Here is a 22,997-nt window from a genome sequence, read left to right as displayed (position 1 = left end):
ATCCTTTTTGTTTTTTTTACAAAAAGATTGAGTAGTGAAAGCCCGACCCTTGTGGTAACCTGCCTGCCGGCAGGCAGGCGCCCAAAACATAAAAAATCCCGCAATAAGCAGGATTTTTATAATTATAATTTATGTGATTTAAAGTTTATACGAATAATGGTTTATCTTTCATCATAGCATTTACTTTAGTTTTTACAGCTTCTAGTTTAGCATCGTCTTCAAAATTAGTAATCACTTCATCAACCAAATCAACAATAGCCACCATATCTGTTTCATTTAAACCACGTGTTGTAACTGCGGCAACGCCTAAACGAATTCCTGAAGTTACAAATGGCGATTTATCATCAAAAGGTACCATGTTTTTATTTACCGTAATATCGGCTTTTACTAGAGCGTTTTCAGCATCTTTACCAGAAAGATTCTTGTTACGCAAATCAATTAACATACAGTGGTTATCGGTACCATTAGAAATAATGTTATACCCTTTTTCAACTAAAGCATCGGCCATAGTTGATGCATTCTTTTTAACTTGTAATTGATAGGTTAAAAAATCATCTGTTAATGCCTCACCAAAAGCAATGGCTTTTGCGGCAATAATATGCTCTAAAGGGCCGCCTTGGTTTCCTGGAAAAACCGCTGAGTCTAATAAAGACGACATTTTACGCAAGTTTCCGTTTTTAAGGGTGATACCAAATGGGTTTTCAAAATCTTGTCCCATCATAATCATTCCTCCTCTAGGGCCTCTTAAGGTTTTATGTGTTGTAGTGGTTACAACATGACAGTGTGGAAGCGGATCGTTTAATATACCCTTTGCAATTAATCCTGCAGGATGCGAAATATCTGCCATTAAAATTGCACCAACGCTATCAGCTATAACTCTAAAACGTTTAAAATCTATATCGCGAGAATATGCCGAAGCTCCTGCTATAATTAGTTTTGGTTGCTCTTTAGTAGCTATCTCTTGAATTTTATCATAATTTAAAACACCTGTTTCCTGCTCTACACCGTAAAAGACTGGGTTGTAAAGTTTACCAGAAAAATTTACTGGCGATCCATGAGTTAAATGCCCACCGTGAGATAAATCGAATCCTAAAATTTTATCTCCTGGTGTTAAACACGCGTGATACACTGCCGTATTAGCTTGACTTCCAGAATGTGGTTGTACATTTACATAAGCAGCACCAAACAATGTTTTTGCTCTATCAATGGCAATTTGCTCCACTTCATCAACCACTTCGCAACCACCATAATAACGCTTTCCTGGGTAGCCCTCAGCATATTTATTGGTTAACACAGAGCCTGCAGCTTCCATAACTTGGTCGCTTACAAAATTCTCTGATGCAATAAGTTCAAGACCATGAAGTTGGCGTTCTTTTTCAGCTTGAATAAGTTCAAAAATTTGTTCGTCGCGTTGCATAAAGATATATTTTTTTCATTTCCATGAAAATGGAAATCAAGTTCTAGTTAAATAATGTGCAAAAATAGGAAATAGATTAGTTATTAGTATTAAAAAATACAGTTTTACTTTTAAGTTTTCAACGGCTTATTAACCGTTAAAATTAAGTCAAATTTTATGCACTTTTTTCCTTTAAAATAAAAAAAATGTGTAGGTTTGATAAGAATTCAATAATTAAACATAAACTAAGTTATGCCATTATCCGCTAACAATCCAGATAGAACATCGTGGTTACACGTTGATAAAAATTCAGATTTTCCTATTCAGAACATTCCGTTTGGTGTGTTTTTAACTCGTGATGATATCATTACCATCGGTACACGTATTGGCGATACCGCTATAGACCTTGGCGCTTTGCATCAATTAGGCTATTTTGAAGGTATTCCTTTAACTGATGATATTTTTCTTCAAGACACGCTCAATGATTTTATTGCAGACGGTAGAAAAACATGGCGCGCTGTAAGAAATAGAATTGCTCAGATTTTTGATGCCAACAACGATGCTTTAAAAAATAATAAAAAACATAAAGAAACTATTCTGTTTCGTTTAGACGAAATTGAAATGCAACTTCCAGTACACATTGGTGATTATACCGATTTTTACTCAAGTATAGAGCACGCTACCAATGTTGGTACTATGTTTAGAGATCCTGAGCATGCGTTGTTGCCAAACTGGTTGCATATTCCTGTGGGCTATCATGGTAGAAGTTCGTCTATTATACCATCTGGAATTCCAGTACACAGACCACAAGGGCAAACGCTTCCAAACGGTGCTTCAGAACCTGTTTTTGGACCAAGTAGATTAGTGGATTTTGAATTAGAAATGGCATTTATTACAACTGATGCCAATGATTTGGGAGAACCTATCCCAATTGCTGAAGCTGAAGAATATATATTTGGATTGGTTTTACTGAATGATTGGAGTGCTAGAGATATTCAAAAATGGGAATATGTGCCTTTAGGCCCTTTTTTAGCCAAAAATTTTGCATCATCCATTTCACCATGGATTGTAACTTTAGATGCTTTAGCGCCCTATAAAGTAGAAAGTCCAAAGCCTCTAAAAAAACAACTAGAATACCTTCAATATAAAGGTAAAAAAGGTTACGACATAAATTTAGAAGTAGCCATACAACCAATAGGCGCCAAAGAAACCGTGGTTAGCAACTCTAATTTCAAATATATGTATTGGAATATGGCGCAACAATTGGCGCACCATACTGTAAATGGTTGCCCAATAAATTCTGGAGACATGATGGGAAGCGGAACCATTTCTGGCCCAACCGAAGATAGTTACGGGTCTATGTTAGAACTAACTTGGAGGGGTGAAAAGCCAATTAAAATGAAAGATGGTACAGAGCGTAAATTCATTAATGATAACGATACGGTAATTATGCGCGGACATTGCGAAAAAGATGGTACGCGTATAGGTTTTGGTGAGGTTTCTACTAAAATATTACCTGTTTACAAGAAGAAATAGTGCTTTATCACTCATAAATTACAGACAAGAAATCCTGCATAATGCGGGATTTTTTATGTTTTGGGCGTTACCCGAAAAGGGTCGGGCTTTTCGCTATATCTTTCTGCGAAGCAGTCCCGAACTAGCTTCGGGATCTCAATATCAATAAACACCTCGTTTCAAAAAACAGGCATAGTATTCAAAACTCCGCAAAAAGGATGCCGCTTCAATCCCTAACGCAGAACAACCAGCCAAATTTAGGTTCAAATCCTATCATTTTATTGTATCTGTATAAGTCAGTTATTAGCAAAAATAAAATAAGTTTATATATAACAAAAAGTAAGATTAGTTTTATAAAAATACATTAAACTAAACACTTTATCGGATTTATTAGCATTTCATAAGTAAGATTCGTATTTTGGCACCACTATTGAAATAGTATCCCAAATGACCAAAGTTTTTGACCTATGAAAAAATTACTACTCCTTTCAGTTGTACTTTTATTACTTATAGCTTGTAACACAAAAAAGCAAGTTGAAGTCGCAGTTAATTCTGGTAATTACGACCGTGCCATAAACACAGCCTTAGATAAACTAAGAAAGAATAAAGATAAAAAGCGTAATTACGATTACGCTATCATGCTTCAGGATGCCTATTACAAAGTCGTGGAACGCGATTTAGAAAATATTGCGCATCTTAAAAAAGACAACAACCCTGAAATGTTCAGAAACATCTACGAGCTCTATTTAGATTTAGATGCGAGACAGGAAGCTATAAAACCTATTTTGCCTTTAAATGTTAATGGAAAAAACATTCGGTTTACATTTAACGATTATAGTAATGATATTATAAGTTCTAAAACGCAACTCTCAGATTATTTATATGAAAAAGGATTAAACCTTTTAGAATCTGATGACAAACAAACTATTAGACAGGCTTATAGTGAGTTATCGTATTTAGAACGTATAAGTCCTAATTACGAGAATACTAGAGACCTTCTAAGTGAAGCACATGAACGTGGAAAAGATCGTATTTTAGTATCTATACTTAACAATACACAACAAGTAATACCCCAACGCTTAGAAGCAGAGTTATTAAACTTTGATACTTATGGTTTAAATAAGTTTTGGAGTGAGTATCATGCTAACAAAGTGCCAAATCTTAATTACGATTATGCCATGCACCTTAATTTAAAACAAATTGATGTATCTCCAGAGCGCGTTAACCAACGTGAGTTTTTAAGAGAAAAAGAAATTGCAGATGGTTGGGAATACGAAAAAGACCGTAATGGTAACGTGGTAAAAGACAGTTTAGGTAACGATATTAAGTATGAAAAAATTATAAAAGTAAGAGGCCGTTTATACGAAACTATACAAACCAAATCTGCACAAGTCATTGCAGATGTGGTGTATATAGATGCCCAAAGCAACCAACCTGTAGATACTTTTACTATAGATAGTGGTTTTGTATTTGAGCATATTTTTGCGAGATATAAAGGTGATAAACGTGCGCTAAACAAAGCGGACAGACAATTGATAAATAACAGACTCCTGCCCTTTCCTAGTAACGAACAAATGGTTTTTGATACTGGTGAAGACTTAAAACTACAGCTAAAAGGTATTATTAATTCTTATGCTATTAGAAGGTAAATAAAAAAACCTCTCAAATTTGATTTTGGGAGGTTTTTGGCAGTTACGCTTATCGTGTTCGTGTATGGTTAGTTGCATGGTTAAGCAACTAATTCAGCAAATACAAACCCAATAGAAAATCCGCAAGTTCCGAAGCGTCGGGATTCGTAAGTAAGCTTGCACTAGCAATGAATTATACACGACTTAAGTTTACAATCTATTAAATTAGCTAAATAAACAGAAAAGACAAAAGAGAGCAGTAAAGTTAATATACACGCAGAGACTTTAGATCTCGTCAACATTGGAAACCCTCTTTTCTACACAGATTTCGTACAGTTCTATGAGGCCTTTTGGACCTCATAACAATTTCGTTCCAACGTAATAACAATAAGTTCCAATTTTTGTATTTATGTAATCTGTTTCTTTTACGTTTTCAAATTCACATTCCGACATATATTTCGGCAATAGTCCTTCAACATTTTCTTGTGTTGTTTTAAATCCGTCCAATAATTGAACAGCATAAAATAAAATCCGTCTGAATTTTGATTTTGGTTTCCCCCAATCTCCAATAATTAATTTCCCATTCGGTTTTAAAACTCTATGTATCTCTTTCAGACATTCTTTTTTAGTCTTTGTATCAAGTTGATGAAAGACTAAAGAACTGTAAACTTTATCAAATTCATTATTCTTAAATGGAAATTTTCCACCATCATATAGGAACAGAGGAATATTTAACTTTACCTTTTCTAACTTCCTTTCCGTAATTATCTTAACCTTTGGGTCAATATCTAATCCGCTAAAATCACATTTAGGATACTTTTGTTTTCCAATTATCAAATTTTGACCTGTTCCAAATCCAAATTCAAGTATTTTTTCATCATTTTGTGGATTTACTTCATTGATTAACCTGTTTCTAAACGTTGTTTCAGGCATTGTTAATTTTATAGTTAAATCATACATTCCAGTTAACCAATCATAACCAAGTGCAGGAATAAAATCTTTTTTATTTGAATCTGTCATTTGCGTTTACTTTAATGAATGCTAACATATAGATATCGTTCCGTGTCAATAAACGATATCATCTGATAAGCGAAGTTAGAATTTTCTTACTAAAAAGTCAATGGGAAATTACAGAATATCTTAAAACTTATTAACAGAAAACGCTAAGAAGCCTTTAATCATTAACAAATAATCATTCATTTATAAATTGAATGTAATGTTGGTACCTTTCAAAAATTTGTTTTACGTAATTATACGGCTCTAAACCACGAACATAACCATATTTTACTATAGGGTGATTGTAATACTTAGGTTCACTCAATTTTAAAATTATGGTTTCAACATGATCATCCCAAACATCTTTCTTTAAGCCTTCTATTTCAGCTAAATTTTGGGCATCAATGACATGATATAATCCACTGTTATAAGATGCCATCGTAAATTTAGTACGTTGAATTGAATCTGTTATATGCTCAAAACGCTTCCATAATTGTTTCAAATATTTTGTTCCCCCTCTTATACTTTGTTCTGGGTCTGACCTATTGGTTACCCCAAGTTCTTTAGCTGTATTTGGCATTAATTGCATTAATCCAGATGCTTTTGCCCAAGAACTTACTCTAGGATCGAACTTTGATTCTTGATAAACTTGAGAAGCCACTAACCGCCAATCCCAATTTAAAGATTTTGAGTATTTTTTTATTAAACCATCATAAGGACTTATTTGTTGTTTGTTTAAACTATAAAAATTACTTTTTATTCGTCTTCTAAAGTATTTCTTGTTTTTAAAATACTTGTTATAAATAACATTAAAGTCTATTTTTCTTTTTATTTGTTCTAACCAATTATTTGTGGCGTTTAGTAAATCTTGAGAGTCATGCCTTGTAGCCCAAGCTATACGCTGAGAAAAGCTAACAGGAACTTTCACATCTAAAATTGGATAAAAGGTTGCCATAACACTTGCAATATTATCGTCTGAAATGGTGTACCTAATTTCTCCTTGTGCAACTCGTTCTATTATTTCATCTGTGGACATCTTTCCAGAAAGTATATTTATATGTATTGTTCCTCCCAACTCTTCAGATAAATTATATATCCTTTCTTTATAAGACGACATACCCCTTACAGAAATTGTATCGCCTAATAAATCTATGGGGTCTTGAACTAAGGCATTTTTTAATTTTTCCCATGGCATAGTTCGCCAGTTATCTGGTTTTTTTTGCACCAAAACCTGCTTAGTTAAATACAAATGATCGGTAAAAGAAACGTCTTCTTTTCTATCAGAAGTAATCGTTAAACCATGAGCTACAATATCACCTTCTCCATTATTTAATTTTTCAAAAAGCTCATTTATATTATCAACTACTACTATTTCTAAATCTACATCTAAATAAGTGGCAAATCGTTCTAGTAATTCAAATTCATACCCCATTGGGCGTCCTTTATATAGAAAATAAGATGTGGCGCTATATACTGTTAAAGCCCTTAATTTTCCAGATTTTTTAATTTGTTCTAAAGCTCCCTTTTTATTAATTTCTGTAATGTCATCTTTGTTTATTATATCTTTTTCACAGCAAAAAAAGAGAAGCAACACAAGGTATAGTAGTCTTATGCTTATATTTAAACCAACTTTATTTTTCATTAAATATTTATTGATAAACTCTTATATAATCAATCAGCATAGCACTTTCTTCAAAAGAAGGGTCCATATCTTGTTCAATAGCAATATTCAATAAAATATATTGATCAGTTGTAAATGGCCAGGTTTCAGAATCTCTTACAGAAGGTTGATATACATAATGTACATCCTCATCAACACTAAATACCATTTTATCTTCATACCATTCAAGACTATAGGTATGAAATTGAGTTGAGACATTTTCTAAAAATTTACCGCCAAGATTTACTACATCATCTCCAGCACTAGCAGCAGTATGAACCGCACTTTGAATAAAGTTTTGCTTTTTTCCCCAATGCTCTAAAATATCAATCTCGCCACAAACAGGCCAATACGTAGTGCCATAGCCTTGTTTTTGCCAATAAGCTCCAGGTTCGTCTATATTTTTATTAAGCATCCATATAGCAGGCCAAGTACCAATACCTTTAGGTAATTTTGCCCTTACTTCTACCCGCCCATAAGTAAAAGCAAATTTTGAATTTAATCTAGCTGATGTATATTCTTTGATTTCGCCTTGGTCATTAAATATTTCTTTCTTGGCAACAATATTCAGAAAACCATCTTTTACGTATGAATTTTCTATTCGATTGGTGTAATGATTTATTAAGCCACCATACCAATCTCCACCTGCTGGCAATTGTGTTTGATGAAACCATTTTTCTTTATTTATAGAGCCATTTTCATCAAACTCATCAGACCAAACTAACGTATTAAACTTAGGATTTGACTTAGCGCAATGCGTTGTTGAAAAAGAAATAAATAGTATTAATATTAGTAATAATGGATGGCGCATATTTAGATTATTAAAAAAATAATACTCTAAATATAATGTTTACTTAATAGTAAAAAAAATAAAAGATCCAGTAAAGTCTTATCGAAATTGATTCAAATCCAACTCATTAATAGCGCCATGAGAATCATGAGCTACCACTACCCCATTTTTAATGACCAAAAGTTGCGGAGATTGGTGACTGACTTGAAATTTATAGCCTACTTCGTTAGAAACGTCTCGATAATTCAATAAATCTAAATAGTATAAATCTAAGTTGTTCTCGTTTACGTCGTAAGCATCAACAAACTGATTCATAACCATTCTGCTAATGCCGCATCGGGTAGAGTGCTTAAAAATTACTTGTGTTTTTGTGCTCGATTTTTCATTTATAGTATCTAATTGCGATAATTCACTTAAAGTAATCCAAGGCAAAAGTTTTTCTTCTTTTGGACCAGATGAACCACCAAATAGTTTGTTTATTATTCCCATAAATTAACAGTCGTACTTTTATTCTAAACTTACAAGTTTTACTTCTTTACAAATTTAAAAGCGTTGTTTATTGCATGTCTATACGATAGATTGATAAAATATAACCCCGGATTAAGAGATGAGGCATCAAAACTAATTTTAGAATCTTCAATAACATATTGCTTATTATAAATTATACGTCCACTGACATCAACAACTTGCATACCAACATTTTGATTAGTCATGTTTTTCAATTCAATATTTAATTTATCCTCAACTGGGTTTGGATAAAAACGTACTTCATTTTTAACCTCTTGAGCTATTGACAAAGGACTTTCTTGATAAATCCTTACATAATCTATTTCCATAATATCGTTAGTAAAACCATTGTCGATATTTCCACCCAAACTACCTCCCATGGCAACATTTAATAATATAAAAAATTCTTCGTCAAAAGGAGTTACTGTAGGCATTTCATTGATTAAAATATTATTCATATAAATTTTCATAGAATCAGGATTCCATTCTAATATATAGTTATAAAAATTTTGAGACGTATCTGTATTATTAGTGACTACACTTTTACTATTAAATTGATAACCCCCACCATTATCCCAATGCCAAGTTCCCAAAATTTCTGTTTTAGCAACATTAGGTTCCATTATATCAATTTCACCACACCAAGGCCAGCTAGTAGTACCAAAGCCTTCATTATCCCAATATGCACCATCTTCGTTAATATTTTTTCCTAGCAACCAAATGGCAGGCCATGTACCAGCCACCGAAGGCAGTTTAGCACGTACCTCTACTCTACCATATTTAAAAGAAAATTTTGAGTTTAGCCTTGCAGAAGTGTAAGATTTAGACACCCCCTGATCCGAATAGGTTTCCTTAATAGCCTTAATTTTTAAGGTTCCGTTATCCATATAAGAATTAGCTTCTCTATTAGTATAATGTTGTACTTCTCCATTAGCCCAACTATTTCCAGCAATCAATTTAGTTTGATGAAACCATTTAGTGCCATCAATTTCTCCTGTGCCATCAAACTCATCATACCAAACCAAGTTATCATAAACAGGTTCTTCTGAACCATTAATAGTGCCATCATATATAAAGTCATCAATATATGCTATTACAGAATCATTATTGTTTTCACCGTTTACTTGTAATACAACTCTGTTAAAATCTGTTCTGGTAATTGGATCTGGTGCAGTTGGTATATAGGAATCAGATTCAAAATTAAATGATATTTCTTGCCACTGATCTAAAACAACTGGCTTAATAATTTCACTTTGAGTTGCCCATGGCTCTCCTAATGCACCATCTTGTAACTTTAAAGAAATTTGATTAGCCTGAGTTCCTGAAATACTTCCTGTTGGAATATAAATTTTAAAACTAAATGTATTCTCAGTTGATAAATCAAAGTTTCCTGGAATGTTAAATCTTATATTGGCAAATGCCGCACTACCATTATCATCGTATTTCAAAACCGTGGATGAAGTATTAATGCCTTCTTGAAATTGATTAGGATTGCTAACATCAAAAACGATCACTTGAGTTGGATCTGCTTCCCAAGTAATTGTTCCATTGCCCTCAAAATCGTCTTGAACTGTTTGAGCATTAAAAATAATGGGTAAATGGAAAAGAAATATAAATACAATAGTAATAAAGCGCATAGTCTATTTTTTTAATCATCCAAACATAGACGATGTGGTTAAAAATTACTAAAATTTCACCAATACATAAACCATACACGGCATATATAATTTGACAAGGGAAGGAAAAACCGACAAAAAGTCATGTAAAAATTCATGAATACAGCCATTTTGGCTTTTAAATTGTATTGGTAAGATTATTGACCTATTCAACATATAAAACAAAAAAGAATGTCCGTTAGAGCGCAGTCGAAAACTAAAACCTTCCGACCGCGCTCAAAAGGACAAAATATAAAATCATTATATATGAACTTAAATAATTATACAACAAAATCACAAGAAGCTATACAGCAAGCACAACAGATTGCTCAAGGTTTCGGACATCAACAAATAGAAAACGAACACCTTTTTAAAGGCATTTCTGAAGTTGATGAAAACGTATTGCCGTTCATTTTGAAGAAATTGAATGTAAATATCAACATGCTTAAACAAGCATTAGATAAACAATTAGAAAGCTTTTCTAAAGTTATTGGTAGCGAATTGATGTTATCTCGTGAAGCTGGAAAAACGCTAAACGAAGCATCAATCATTGCCAAAAACATGAAAGATGATTTTGTATCTATTGAACATTTGATTCTGGCTGTTTTTAAATCGAAAAGCAAAATAGCGCAAATGCTAAAAGACCAAGGCGTAACCGAAAAGGCACTAAATGCAACTATACAGGAATTACGCAAAGGCGAAAACGTAACCTCTCAAAGTCAAGAGGAAACTTATAATGCGCTTAATAAATATGCAAAAAACTTAAATCAATTAGCCAAAGATGGGAAATTAGACCCTGTAATTGGTCGTGATGAAGAAATACGTAGAATACTTCAAATTTTATCAAGAAGAACAAAAAACAACCCCATTCTTGTGGGCGAACCAGGAACTGGTAAAACGGCTATTGCAGAAGGTTTAGCGCATAGAATTATTGATGGTGATATTCCTGAAAATTTAAAAGACAAGCAGATTTTTGCTCTAGATATGGGCTCACTAATTGCTGGCGCAAAGTATAAAGGTGAGTTTGAAGAGCGTTTAAAAGCTGTAATTAAGGAAGTTACCACTAGCGATGGTGATATCGTTTTATTCATTGATGAAATTCATACTCTTGTTGGGGCCGGTGGCGGACAAGGTGCCATGGATGCAGCTAACATTTTAAAACCTGCTTTAGCCCGTGGTGAACTTCGTGCTATTGGCGCAACGACTTTAGATGAATATCAAAAATACTTTGAAAAAGACAAAGCCTTAGAGCGTCGTTTTCAAAAAGTAATGGTAAATGAGCCTGATACAGAAAGTGCCATTTCAATTCTTAGGGGTATTAAAGAAAAGTATGAAACACATCATAAAGTACGTATTAAAGACGAAGCTATTATTGGCGCAGTAGAACTTTCAACACGATATATTACAAATCGTTTTCTACCTGATAAAGCCATTGATTTAATGGATGAAGCAGCTGCTAAATTGCGTATGGAAATCAATTCTAAACCTGAAGAATTGGATGTTCTGGATAGAAAAATCATGCAATTGGAAATAGAAATTGAAGCTATTAAGCGTGAGAAAGATGAAAGTAAATTAAAATCGCTTCGTTCAGATTTAGCAAATATTAAAGAAACCAGAAACGCACTTAATGCAAAATGGAAGTCTGAAAAAGAAGTCGTTGACAATATTCAAAATACAAAACAGGATATTGAAAACTTCAAATTAGAAGCTGAAAAAGCAGAGCGAGAAGGCGATTACGGAAAAGTTGCGGAGTTGCGATACGGAAAAATTAAAGAAGCCCAAGAACAGCTAGAAAAATTTCAAAAGAAACTAGATGAACAATCTGAAACGTCTTTAATAAAAGAAGAGGTGACGTATGATGATATTGCTGAAGTTGTAGCAAAATGGACTGGAATTCCAGTTACCAAAATGATACAGAGCGAACGCGAAAAGCTTTTAAAATTAGAGGATGAATTACATAAACGTGTAGTTGGACAAAACGAAGCAATTGAAGCGGTTAGTGATGCCGTTAGAAGAAGTCGCGCAGGATTGCAAAACCCAAAAAAACCTATAGGAACCTTCTTATTCTTAGGAACTACAGGCGTTGGTAAAACAGAACTTGCAAAAGCTTTAGCTGAATATCTGTTTGATGACGAAAATGCAATGACTCGTATTGATATGAGTGAATATCAGGAACGTCATGCTGTGAGTAGATTGGTTGGTGCACCTCCAGGCTACGTAGGTTATGAAGAAGGTGGGCAACTAACGGAAGCTGTGAGACGCAAACCATATTCTGTGGTGCTTTTAGATGAAATTGAAAAAGCACACCCAGACACATTTAATATACTATTACAAGTTTTAGATGAAGGGCATTTAACAGATAATAAAGGACGTGTGGCTGATTTTAAGAACGCAATTATCATCATGACCTCTAATATGGGAAGCACACTTATACATGAACGTTTTGAAGCAACTAAAGACATAGATTCTGCTATCGAGGCAGCAAAAGTGGATGTATTAGCACTTTTAAAGCAAAATGTTCGTCCTGAGTTCTTAAACAGAATAGATGATACGGTTATGTTTACGCCATTAAGCAAGGAAAATATTGTTGAAATAGTTGGCTTACAAATTAAAAGTGTCACAAAAATGATAGCACAACAAGGCATTACTTTTGATGCCACACCTGAAGCTATAAAGTATTTAGCTGAAAAAGGCTATAACCCTGAATATGGTGCTAGACCTGTAAAGCGTGTCATTCAGAAAGAAGTTTTAAATATGTTAAGTAAAGAAATACTAGCTGGAAAAGTTACAACCGATAGCATTATTTTACTAGATGCCTTTGATGATAAGTTAGTTTTTAGAAATCAAGGCGACTTAGTTAAAGAAGAGTTTTAAAATTTAATAGACCTTATTTGTAACAAATTGTTTTATAAATAGTCTATTAGTTGGTTGGTTAGTAGAAAAGCAACATGAATCTTATAATAAGATGATTGTTGCTTTTCCTTTTTTACTAAAACTAAGTAATTCATAGGTTTAAAATATGTTTGTCTTTAAAAACAAAAAAACATCCCAAGGATGCGTATAACCAACTAAAACCAAATCTGGTATAAAATTTATCAACCAAACACACTTTTTTACCGTATATCTAGTTATTAGATAAAATGATTTACCGTTAATCTAAAATTGGCATTTTTATATAGATTAATTCATATAAATTAATAGTTTAGCTTAAATGTATGCCCCAAAACAATACATTAAATTAAACGAAATCTGATTATTTCATCCCTTTAAGAATTAATTTTTAACCTATAAACCCTGCTTATATCAATGGATATCTCCAATTACATAGACTATACATTATTAAAATCTTCAACAACTGAACGTGAGATTATTGACTTATGCAATGAAGCTAAAGAAAATAGTTTTTACAGCATTTGTATTAGTAGTTGTTATGTGGCATTAGCTAAACAATTACTAGAAGATTCAAATGTTAAAGCATGTACTGTTGTTGGATTTCCACTGGGAAGTATGTCAACACCATCAAAAGTATTTGAAGCTGAAAAAGCTATTGAAGATGGTGCCGATGAAATTGATATGGTTATCAATCTTGGATATTTAAAAAGTAGAAACTATGTATCTGTTTTAAAAGATATTAGCGATGTTAAATTAGCCATAGGAAAAACACCTTTAAAAGTAATTATTGAAATTTCAGAGTTAAACAAAAATGAAATTATAAAAGCTTCTGAAATATGCTTAGATGCGAAAGCTGATTTCATTAAAACCTCTACAGGCTTCTCAAAAAGTGGCGCTACATTAACTGCTGTAAAAATCATCAAAAAAACAATAAGAAATAAAGCTAAAATAAAAGCGTCAGGTGGCATTGTTGATTTTGATACCGCACTAAAATATATAGATGCAGGTGCTGACAGAATAGGTACTTCAACAGTAATAAAAAACAAACATAATAAGAGACAAATTAGAAATACTAAAGTTTATAAGGAATATATTGAAACTATGTTGCACAAGGGTGCAATAAAAAAAGATCATATTACTGAAAAATTTAAGGATTAGTAACACTCCTTTTTTTGATGAGCTTTGTTTTAAATTCTCTGTTGTAAGATTAAAATGGTTTAAACGTGTTCAAAGCTATGTTTTAATGCGCTACATGAGGTTTTAAGGTTAAGACACCTTGCTCTTTCAGAAGCTAAGACTTAAAAAAACACAATAAATTTTATACTGTTTATCAGTTAGTTAGAATCAAGTCTATGCTCCCTGCCTGCCGGCAGGCAGGTTGACTCTTAAAGCACAGCGGTCTTTTATCATTAGTCGGCCAATAATGTTTTAAAATAATACATCATTCTCGCTCCAATACCAAGCATAAATAGAATAGCATATTATTTAACTTGCCATTTACTGAAATTTGTATTAGAATTGGACTTAGTCATTTAGGCACTAACCACAATGAACAAAAAGTAGGTAATTAAGGCTATGAAAAAAATTTAAGCTGACGTTTATAACAAACCTAGTTTCCACAAATAATAAAAAACTGTTTAGTACATGACAAAAATTTAGAATAGAACTATAAACTGCACACATATAGCACATTACGAATTTTTCGTTACCTAGACCTGACAGGTTTTGAAAACCTGTCAGGTCTTTTTGTTATCCTGAAAATTGCGAGTCGTTTATTTCTCAAAAATAATTTTTGTCATGTACTTAAACAAAACTGACTTAAATCATAGTTTGAAAGTCATTTTTATGCGCATCTTAGCGTTTTATAAATTGTTCGATATTTATCGTTTTTATTTAAAAAATAAACTTAATTTTAACATGACCATGAAACTTTTAAACACCTATATAGACCATACACTCCTTAAACCTACTGCTACAAAAAACGATATAATAAAACTTTGTAAAGAAGCTAAAGAATATCAATTTTTTTCCGTTTGTGTTAATAGTTGCTATGTGGCACTCGCAAAGTCAGAATTAAAAAATAGTAAGGTAAAAGTGTGCAGTGTCATTGGGTTTCCGCTGGGAGCAATGAGTACCCGAGCCAAAGTTGAAGAAGCTAAATCAGCGTTAGATGATGGTGCCGATGAGATTGATATGGTTATTAATGTTGGTTTACTAAAAAGTAAAGATTTTGATGCCGTTTGGAAAGATATTGAAGCCGTTAAAAAAATGATGCCTAATAATATTCTAAAAGTGATTTTAGAAACCTGTTATCTTGAAGAAGTTGAAATTATTAAAGCTAGCGAACTTGCCATACAAAGTGGAGCCGATTTTATAAAAACATCAACAGGTTTTGGAATTGGAGGAGCTACGATACATGATGTAAAACTCATGAAAAGTGTGGCAAATAATGAGGTAAAAATAAAAGCCTCAGGCGGTATTAAAAATGCTAAAACCGCTTTAGAATATATAAATATTGGTGTTAAGCGTTTAGGCACATCGTCTGGAATTGCTATAGTTACCAATGGTAAATCATCAAATTCAAATTATTAAAAATGAGTGTACATATTGAAGCTAAAAAAGGCGAAATTGCTAAAACTATTCTCTTACCAGGAGATCCTTTGAGAGCCAAATGGATTGCTGAATCGTTCTTAGAACAACCCGTTTGCTTTAACAAAGTTAGGGGCATGTTAGGGTTTACAGGTAGTTACCAAGGAAAATTAGTTTCAGTAATGGGAACCGGAATGGGTGTGCCTTCTATTTCAATTTATGCGCACGAACTCATAACAGAATATGGCGTTAAAAATTTAATTCGTGTAGGAAGTGCAGGATCGTATCAAAAGGAAGTAAAAATTAGAGATATCGTTTTGGCTATGGCAGCATCTTCAAATTCTGGATTAAACGAACTTCGCTTTGGAGGTGCAGATTATGCGCCTACTGCTAATTTTGAATTATTTCAAAAAGCAGTAGAAGCCGCTAAATCAAGGAATATCCCTGTAAAAGCAGGTAATATTTTTACTTCGGATGAGTTTTATGCTGACGATTTCGAGTCTTATAAAAAATGGTCGAAATTTGGGGTGCTTTGTGTAGAAATGGAAACTGCGGGTTTATATACCGTTGCTGCAAAACACAATGTAAATGCGTTGTCAATTTTAACAATTGCCGATTCTTTAGTAACAGGCGAGCGCACCACCAGTAAAGAACGCGAAACCACGTTTAAAGATATGATTGAAATCGCTTTAGAATTAGCTTAAACTACAGTATTTTTTTTTGACGTTGCCCTTCCCGATAGCTATCGGCAGGTTTAATCCCTAACACACTTATCTGCCAAATACATTCTTAAATTAGTAGAGTTTGGTTGTTTTATTAATTTTGGCTGTTATTCTTATTAATATGCACAGAAGCTAAAATTTTTAGAAGCGACTTAACATAAATTATATTGATACAAGTACATGTTCTAACTCAATTTTTGAAAGTAATTCTAATGCGTCATTTTCAAATTTCAAATCTAAATTTTCTAAAACCTCATCATTATCTTTAGGTTTATAATTATTATAATCAACAAACCGAATACCTTCTATAAAACGCTCGTTATATGCTTCGCGAAAGCGCAAACCTAAGTCATGATTTTCTTCATAGGAATATGCTAAATAATCAGCTTTGAACGTTTCGGTATTTATCCAATATATGAAAACATCTTCAAAATCTTCACCACCGCCAACTTCATTAAAAGTAATTTTTATTTTATAATAGTCCCTTCCTTTCACCTTGGTTTTACCCAAATACGCGCGTTTAACAGCTTTATTATCTAAACCATAAGGTAATACCGAGAAATAATGAACAGAATTAACAGAAGCGCTATATTTGGTAGCCATTGAATCTGCCAAAACAATTCTTTCACCATTAATGTAGCGATCAAAACTGTGGTTACTTAAAATATCAAAAACTGAATCGGAATCAGTTATTGTTAATCTTGAGAGTGAAAACTCGCCTTCGTTTCTACTTGCGGAATAGTGTCTACCGCGAAATTCGAATCCGATAGTGGAGTTTTTAAAACGTTCACCTCCAGAAACTTCAATAGATTTACGAACAATTACATCTGCATCTTGAAGTTCCTTTTTACAATTAACTAGAAGCAACGTAAATAAAAGTAATAATAAAATCTTTTTAATCATAACTGAATTTTAAAAGTCTGTCGTAAAAATTGCACGTACTTAACCAAACAAATGTATAATAACTTTCTCGTTAGAATTAAGTTTAAATTAAATTATCTGCAAATTTTTTAGCTAACACATCTAAAGTAGATTTTTTAAGTTATAAAACTATTAAATTAGTCATTTTGAAGTGGAATTTAAAGCATAAATAGCAAAACTACCTAACCAATGCCCGCCTTCGTAACCATCACCGAAAATACTTGGTAAGGAATAGTTAATATGTTGGTTAGCAATATTTTTCAAATGATGGTATTCTGGTAAATCCTCAGCAATTTTATACAAACTCCAAGCTCTAGAAAAATTCACCCCGTCTAAATGTACTAAATGGCCATCGGTTCTATCAGAAACAATACCAACTTCTAAAGTAAAGTTTTTGTCCTTTAACTGTGTTAGAAAATCATTTAACCAAACTTTAAAGTCATTTACAGGCAATAGGCGTTTCATTAAAGCAGCTTCTTCTAAACATGGCGATAAAAAATCACTTCCGCTAGGCTCCCAAGACATGGGGCAACCTTTATCTTTCCCAAAGAAAAAGAAAGCACGTTGCTTAATTGCGTTTTTAAGAGCTTCATTATTTACAGTTTCAGCATAATCATAAGCAAATGATAGTCCAAATGCTGTATTGCTATGTGTTCCCACCCGTTGTGGATAGTTTAATTTTGGCAAAAATTCAATATATTTTTCAACTATCAAATGGGTTAATGGTTGCAGATTAGTTTCCAAGGTTCTTGCCGTTTCATCATCCCAAGTATGTAACTCTTCCGCAAGTTTTAACAACCATGCCCAACCATAGGTACGCTCATAAGATTTGTTGTGTTTACCATCAAAATAAGCAACTTCAGCTTCAATATTTTCTTTTGAAATGTTATGAAGTAGCTTTTGTTTTAAGTCATCAGCGTTTTCAATATTTGGAAACGACTTCAATAAACTCACCAAACTCCAATGTCCATGAACTGCTGAATGCCAATCGAAACAGCCAAAAAATGCTGGATGCAGTTGGGTTGGCGTTTTTAAATCTTCATCACCTCCTAAAGTCTGTGATAAACGGTTTGGGTATTCTGTATTAATGCAGTGTAAAGGTAAATCGGTTAGCTTATTGGCTTGCTCTATATTTAGTATTGGCGTTTTAACAATCTCTATTGGTTTGGTTTGTTGTAATTCTTTTTTTTCTTCTTTTGAGGTATTACAGTTAAAGGCTACTAAAACAAGTAAAGCAGTTATAATTTTTTTCATCTTATAAAAATATAAAATATTAATCTTAAATTGGTTTGTTCTTAATATTAAAAAGATGATTTATAGATATCTATTTTTTACCATTATTCTTTTTACATGTTTTTCTTGTAAAGACAAAACCGAAAAAGCTACTAAAAATAAAGAGCTTTTCAATCATTATTACTTTATAAGACATGCTGAAAAGGATAGGTCAAATCCTGATGATGACAATCCTAATTTAACAAATGAAGGTATGTTGCGTGCCGAAAAATTAAGCACCATTTTAAATGATGTTAATCTTGATGCTGTGTATTCTACAAATTATAATAGAACATTACAAACTGCTAAACCTACAGCTAATAAAAACGACATAGAAATTACCATTTACAAACCAAGCGAACTTGATGTCACAAAAATTTTAAAGGCTCATAAAAACATATTAGTAGTTGGCCATAGTAACACCATACCTCAGTTAGTGAATACCATCATTAAAAATGATATTTATAAAGACATTGAAGATAATAACTTCGGAAATTTGTATCATATTACCGTTACAAATGGTCAGGTTTCAGGTTACACTTTAACTAGTTATTGATAGGCTTCGAGGTTTCAAACTTTGAAGAACAAATTAGCATAACTTATAACGACACCAATACATTCTCTAACTCAATTTTCGAATGTAATTCTAATGCTCCCGCTCTGCGAAGATTATAACTTCGCACTAACTTTTTAACCCAACCACCCGCTACCGCACGAATCCTTTCGTGTGGCTCATTCTATTCAAACATTCTAAAAACAACCACATCATCAATTAACCCTTTTTGACCTGAATAATCAATTGCACTGCTATATACATAATCTTCTGCTTTATAAACTAAACCTGCTTCTACAGGATTATTGTGTACATAATCTATTTTTTGTTGAATTACCTTATTGCTCCAAAGCTCAATGGGGTTATTATCATGTCGCCAAAATTGATAATGTTTCACATTAGAACTTTTTCTTGCTTCTTTTTTAAAAAAATCTAATAAAAATTCTTTTCGGCTTTCTCTTGGGTTTTCTTGTATACTTTTCACAATTGATCTGCTCGTGAATCTTTTTAAATCTCCAATTAATAATTCTGATTTTTGACCATTTACACTCCTAAAAACTAAATGTACATGATTACTCATAATACACCAAGCATGAATTTCTAAACCTTTATTTTTTTGACAATACTCCAAACTCTCTAAAAACAAATCTTTATATTCATTTCTAGTAAATACATCTAACCAGCCCACAACAGCAAAACTAATAAAATACAAACCTTCAGGATTATGGAATTTATAATTTCTACTCATAGATACTGTTCTTATAGTTTATAAATTATAAGTTTAATAAGTAGATACCACACGAAAGGATTCGTGCAGTAGTTTGAGGGAGCTTAGCAGCAGCGGGGACATAGAAATTACCATGTACACCCCTCCGGCTACCGCATGAAGCCTTTCGTGTGGAACTTTCATTTAAACTGTCTCGTCTTAACCCAACCACCCTTCTCTATCCAAACTTCTATATTGAATCGCTTCACTAATATGCGAACCATTTACGTCGCTAACACCTTCTAAATCAGCAATGGTTCTAGAAACCTTTAAAATCCTATCATAGGCCCGAGCCGATAAATTAAGTCGCTCCATAGCTGTTTTTAAAAGTTGCTTAGAGTCTTCATCTAAAACACAATGCTTTCTAATTTGTTTGACATTCATTTGCGCATTATAATGCACTTTATCAGAATCTTCAAAACGTTGGGTTTGAATTTGTCTAGCTTTTGTAACGCGTTTTCTTATTTCAACTGAGGTCTCCCCTTTTCTATCATCCGAAAGTTTCTCAAAAGGTACAGGGGTTACTTCAATATGAATATCTATTCTATCTAATAACGGTCCAGAAACTTTACTTAAATACCGTTGCATTTCAGCAGGACTAGATGTTATAGGGGAGTCTGGGTCATTAAAATAACCACTCGGACTCGGGTTCATACTCGCCACCAACATAAAAGACGACGGGTAAGTTACCGTAAACTTAGCTCTAGAAATTGTAACCTCTCTGTCTTCTAATGGCTGACGCATAACCTCAAGAACTTCACGTTTAAATTCGGGTAATTCATCTAAAAATAATACGCCATTGTGCGACATAGAAATTTCTCCAGGTTGCGGATAACTTCCTCCGCCAACAAGCGCGACGTTCGAAATGGTATGATGAGGGCTTCTAAACGGACGTTGTGCCATTAATCCTGTATCTTTAACACGCCCAACCACTGAATGTATCTTAGTCGTTTCCAAAGCTTCATGTAAGGTCATTGGAGGTAAAATACTGGGTAATCGCTTTGCAAGCATCGTTTTTCCTGCTCCTGGAGGCCCTATTAATATTATATTATGACCGCCAGCAGCTGCAATTTCCATACAGCGCTTAATACCTTCTTGCCCTTTTACATCTGAAAAATCAAATTCTGGGAAGTCTAGATTTTTTTCAAATTCTTCACGCGTATCAATTATGGTTTGTTCCAAAGGTTCTCCTTTATCAAAATAATTAATGACTTGTTCGATGTTATCTACACCATAAACCTCAAGATTATCAACTATGGCTGCTTCTTTTGCATTTTGCGCTGGAAGAATAAAACCTTTAAAACCTTCCTCTCTAGCCTTAACCGCAATAGGTAAAGCGCCTTTTATGGGCTGTAAACTACCATCTAATGAAAGTTCTCCCATTATTAAATAGTTATCTAAATCTTCGGCTTTAATTTGGTCTGTAGAAGCTAAAATCCCGACAGCTAAGGTTAAATCATAAGCAGACCCTTCTTTCCTCAAGTCAGCGGGAGACATATTAATAATAATCTTTTTACCTGGAATTCTGTAACCATTATTCTGAAGAGCAGCCGCAATTCTAAAATTACTCTCTTTAATAGCATTATCGGGCAAACCAACTAAGTGATAACCTACTCCTTTATCTACATTGACTTCAACAATAACGGTTGAGGCTTCTACACCAAATACGGCGCTAGCAAAAACTTTTTTAAGCATATTTTTTGTTTACTGCTTAAATGTAAGAAATGTATTTGGAATTAGAAAAATGAAATGTCATCAATTAAATTTAAAATAGAGATCCTTTATAAAAAAAATGAATCCCGCCAAAGCAGGATTCATAAATTGTAATATAAAACTAAATAACACTTTAAATAATGAATTTTATTTAGTTTATGAATTTTGGCTTAATAACCAACATGACCCAACCCCAGTTTTGAATATCTGCTGCTGCATCGTTGGAAACGCCTTTAAGTTCATTCATGCCATCACTAGCAAACATCTGAGAATATCCAGCAAATAAAGCATATCCATTAAACGCCTGTTTAAATACCAAATCTATTTCTGTACCTAAAGCATTTTCACCACTTGGTAAGTCCTGCTCTCCACTAAAGTTTAAGGCTTTAACCAATAAGCTTGATTTTGCTCCTAATTTAAAATTTGCACTTGCATGAATATCTACTAAACCCACATTATTAGCATGATTACCTACGTAGAAATAATCCATAAACCCATTAAATTTATGATTTGTACCATATAATGGGAAAAATGCTTCGGAATCTGGAGTAGTGGAATCGTTTCCACTCGTAATTTCAAATCCAGCCCCAAAGGTTACTTTATCTGATGCCTTATAAGTTAAGTCCAATCCTAAAAGAAAAGCACCATCTACATTATCTCCTAATTGTAAAAATGCATTTGCAGCAGCTCCAAAGCTCCCTTTTTTATAATCTAAATGCGTACCTAAAGTCTGTAAACTATTTACACCATCAGGAGCATTGTTTGTATCAAATTTTTGGAAGCCATTGTTCAAAAACAACAAACTACCAGAAAAGTTTTCCCAAGCTTGTTTTAAATACAAATATTGCATGGTTTTATATGAAAAGAACCCAGTAGTATTGTAAGCCGTTGATGTAGATTGAAATCCTGATGGGTTAGAGTAATCTTGACTAAATGCCAGCCCAAAATCTAACATAAATTTGCCTTTATTGTACTTTAACAAAGCGGCATCGTGGTTACGCGCTTGTTGGGTCCAATTAACAACACCCATAATTCGTTCGTCATCATAAGAAATTGTTTGTCTTCCTAATTTAGTAGAAAACCCCTTACCCAAATTCAATTCGGTCCACGCTTCAAAAATTGCAAAAGAGTTGTTTTGGTCATATGGTAAAAGTTGTCTGTTCTCTCCCCAAACCATAATGTCTTGAAAACTAACATAAAATTTATACGCGTCCACTGCATATCCTGCATTTAATCGTACTCTGGTTGAAACCCCGAAACCTGGTTCTGCGGCATCTGGAATGATGCTTCCATATCCGTTTCGGTATTCTGTTCGTGGTCTAAATTCTCCATCTAGAGTAAACTGTGCTTGTGCAAATTGAACTATCAAAGCCATCAAGCCTATTAAAATGTATTGTTTTCTCATGTTTCCTTGTTTTTAAA

At 33.2% G+C, this 22,997-nt stretch carries 18 protein-coding genes; 7 read left to right on the top strand and 11 right to left on the bottom strand.

Annotated elements, in window-relative coordinates; genetic code table 11:
- Positions 1–145: 145 nt before the first annotated feature.
- On the bottom strand, positions 146–1,417 hold the full coding sequence (glyA, locus tag AAC024_RS03105) for a serine hydroxymethyltransferase (protein ID WP_339893721.1): 1,272 nt from the start codon (positions 1,415–1,417) through the stop codon (positions 146–148).
- Positions 1,418–1,648: 231 nt separating this feature from the next.
- Between glyA and fahA the strand changes: the two genes are divergently transcribed.
- Both fahA and AAC024_RS03095 read left to right on the top strand, forming a co-directional pair.
- Complete coding sequence (gene fahA, locus AAC024_RS03100; RefSeq protein WP_339893720.1) at positions 1,649–2,932, top strand: fumarylacetoacetase; 1,284 nt, start codon at positions 1,649–1,651, stop codon at positions 2,930–2,932.
- 446 nt (positions 2,933–3,378) lie between these two features.
- The gene (locus tag AAC024_RS03095) at positions 3,379–4,560 is read left to right on the top strand and encodes a hypothetical protein (RefSeq protein ID WP_339893719.1); all 1,182 of its coding nucleotides are present in this window, start codon (positions 3,379–3,381) and stop codon (positions 4,558–4,560) included.
- A gap of 336 nt (positions 4,561–4,896) precedes the next feature.
- Here the strand turns inward: AAC024_RS03095 and AAC024_RS03090 are convergent, their stop codons facing one another.
- The 5 genes from AAC024_RS03090 to AAC024_RS03070 all read right to left on the bottom strand — a co-directional run bounded on the left by AAC024_RS03090 (position 4,897) and on the right by AAC024_RS03070 (position 10,129).
- Positions 4,897–5,559, bottom strand: a complete 663-nt coding sequence (locus tag AAC024_RS03090; RefSeq protein ID WP_339893718.1) for a class I SAM-dependent methyltransferase — start codon at positions 5,557–5,559, stop codon at positions 4,897–4,899.
- 172 nt (positions 5,560–5,731) lie between these two features.
- Positions 5,732–7,177, bottom strand: coding sequence for a transporter substrate-binding domain-containing protein (locus tag AAC024_RS03085; RefSeq protein ID WP_339893717.1), 1,446 nt, complete (start codon positions 7,175–7,177; stop codon positions 5,732–5,734).
- A gap of 7 nt (positions 7,178–7,184) precedes the next feature.
- Positions 7,185–8,006, bottom strand: a complete 822-nt coding sequence (locus AAC024_RS03080) for a glycoside hydrolase family 16 protein (protein WP_339893716.1) — start codon at positions 8,004–8,006, stop codon at positions 7,185–7,187.
- A gap of 78 nt (positions 8,007–8,084) precedes the next feature.
- The gene (ytxJ, locus tag AAC024_RS03075; RefSeq protein ID WP_339893715.1) at positions 8,085–8,474 is read right to left on the bottom strand and encodes a bacillithiol system redox-active protein YtxJ; all 390 of its coding nucleotides are present in this window, start codon (positions 8,472–8,474) and stop codon (positions 8,085–8,087) included.
- A gap of 38 nt (positions 8,475–8,512) precedes the next feature.
- Positions 8,513–10,129, bottom strand: coding sequence for a family 16 glycosylhydrolase (locus AAC024_RS03070; protein ID WP_339893714.1), 1,617 nt, complete (start codon positions 10,127–10,129; stop codon positions 8,513–8,515).
- 285 nt (positions 10,130–10,414) lie between these two features.
- Here AAC024_RS03070 and clpB point away from each other — a divergent pair, with 285 nt between their 5' ends.
- From clpB to deoD, 4 genes are all read left to right on the top strand, one after another.
- A complete protein-coding gene (clpB, locus tag AAC024_RS03065; protein ID WP_339893713.1) occupies positions 10,415–13,021 on the top strand; it encodes an ATP-dependent chaperone ClpB in 2,607 nt (868 codons plus the stop codon).
- 432 nt (positions 13,022–13,453) lie between these two features.
- A complete protein-coding gene (gene deoC, locus AAC024_RS03060; RefSeq protein WP_339893712.1) occupies positions 13,454–14,197 on the top strand; it encodes a deoxyribose-phosphate aldolase in 744 nt (247 codons plus the stop codon).
- 765 nt (positions 14,198–14,962) lie between these two features.
- A complete protein-coding gene (gene deoC / locus AAC024_RS03055) occupies positions 14,963–15,631 on the top strand; it encodes a deoxyribose-phosphate aldolase (RefSeq protein ID WP_339893711.1) in 669 nt (222 codons plus the stop codon).
- 2 nt (positions 15,632–15,633) lie between these two features.
- A complete protein-coding gene (gene deoD, locus AAC024_RS03050) occupies positions 15,634–16,332 on the top strand; it encodes a purine-nucleoside phosphorylase (RefSeq protein ID WP_339893710.1) in 699 nt (232 codons plus the stop codon).
- A 180-nt stretch (positions 16,333–16,512) separates the two neighbouring features.
- On the opposite strand, the gene AAC024_RS03045 is transcribed toward deoD, so the two are convergent.
- Both AAC024_RS03045 and AAC024_RS03040 read right to left on the bottom strand, forming a co-directional pair.
- The gene (locus tag AAC024_RS03045) at positions 16,513–17,253 is read right to left on the bottom strand and encodes a DUF6503 family protein (protein WP_339893709.1); all 741 of its coding nucleotides are present in this window, start codon (positions 17,251–17,253) and stop codon (positions 16,513–16,515) included.
- Positions 17,254–17,412: 159 nt separating this feature from the next.
- Positions 17,413–18,525: a DUF2891 domain-containing protein gene (locus tag AAC024_RS03040; RefSeq protein WP_339893708.1), complete on the bottom strand. Its 1,113-nt coding sequence runs from the start codon at positions 18,523–18,525 to the stop codon at positions 17,413–17,415.
- A gap of 55 nt (positions 18,526–18,580) precedes the next feature.
- Here AAC024_RS03040 and AAC024_RS03035 point away from each other — a divergent pair, with 55 nt between their 5' ends.
- Positions 18,581–19,099: a histidine phosphatase family protein gene (locus tag AAC024_RS03035; protein ID WP_339893707.1), complete on the top strand. Its 519-nt coding sequence runs from the start codon at positions 18,581–18,583 to the stop codon at positions 19,097–19,099.
- A 181-nt stretch (positions 19,100–19,280) separates the two neighbouring features.
- Here AAC024_RS03035 and AAC024_RS03030 read toward each other — a convergent pair whose 3' ends face one another.
- The 3 genes from AAC024_RS03030 to AAC024_RS03020 form a co-directional block, all read right to left on the bottom strand.
- Positions 19,281–19,844 carry a transposase gene (locus tag AAC024_RS03030; RefSeq protein ID WP_339893706.1) on the bottom strand — a complete coding sequence of 188 codons (564 nt, stop codon included), beginning with the start codon at positions 19,842–19,844 and terminating at the stop codon, positions 19,281–19,283.
- Between the two features lie 177 nt (positions 19,845–20,021).
- Positions 20,022–21,557, bottom strand: coding sequence for a YifB family Mg chelatase-like AAA ATPase (locus AAC024_RS03025; protein WP_339893705.1), 1,536 nt, complete (start codon positions 21,555–21,557; stop codon positions 20,022–20,024).
- Positions 21,558–21,726: 169 nt separating this feature from the next.
- A complete protein-coding gene (locus AAC024_RS03020) occupies positions 21,727–22,980 on the bottom strand; it encodes an alginate export family protein (protein WP_339893704.1) in 1,254 nt (417 codons plus the stop codon).
- Between the last annotated feature and the right edge of the window lie 17 nt (positions 22,981–22,997).

The sequence above is a fragment of the uncultured Algibacter sp. genome, from assembly GCF_963976535.1.
Classification (GTDB): Bacteria; Bacteroidota; Bacteroidia; order Flavobacteriales; family Flavobacteriaceae; genus Algibacter_B.
The sequence above is the reverse complement of the archived record's forward strand: the minus strand, read 5'-3'. Positions and strand labels throughout refer to the sequence as shown.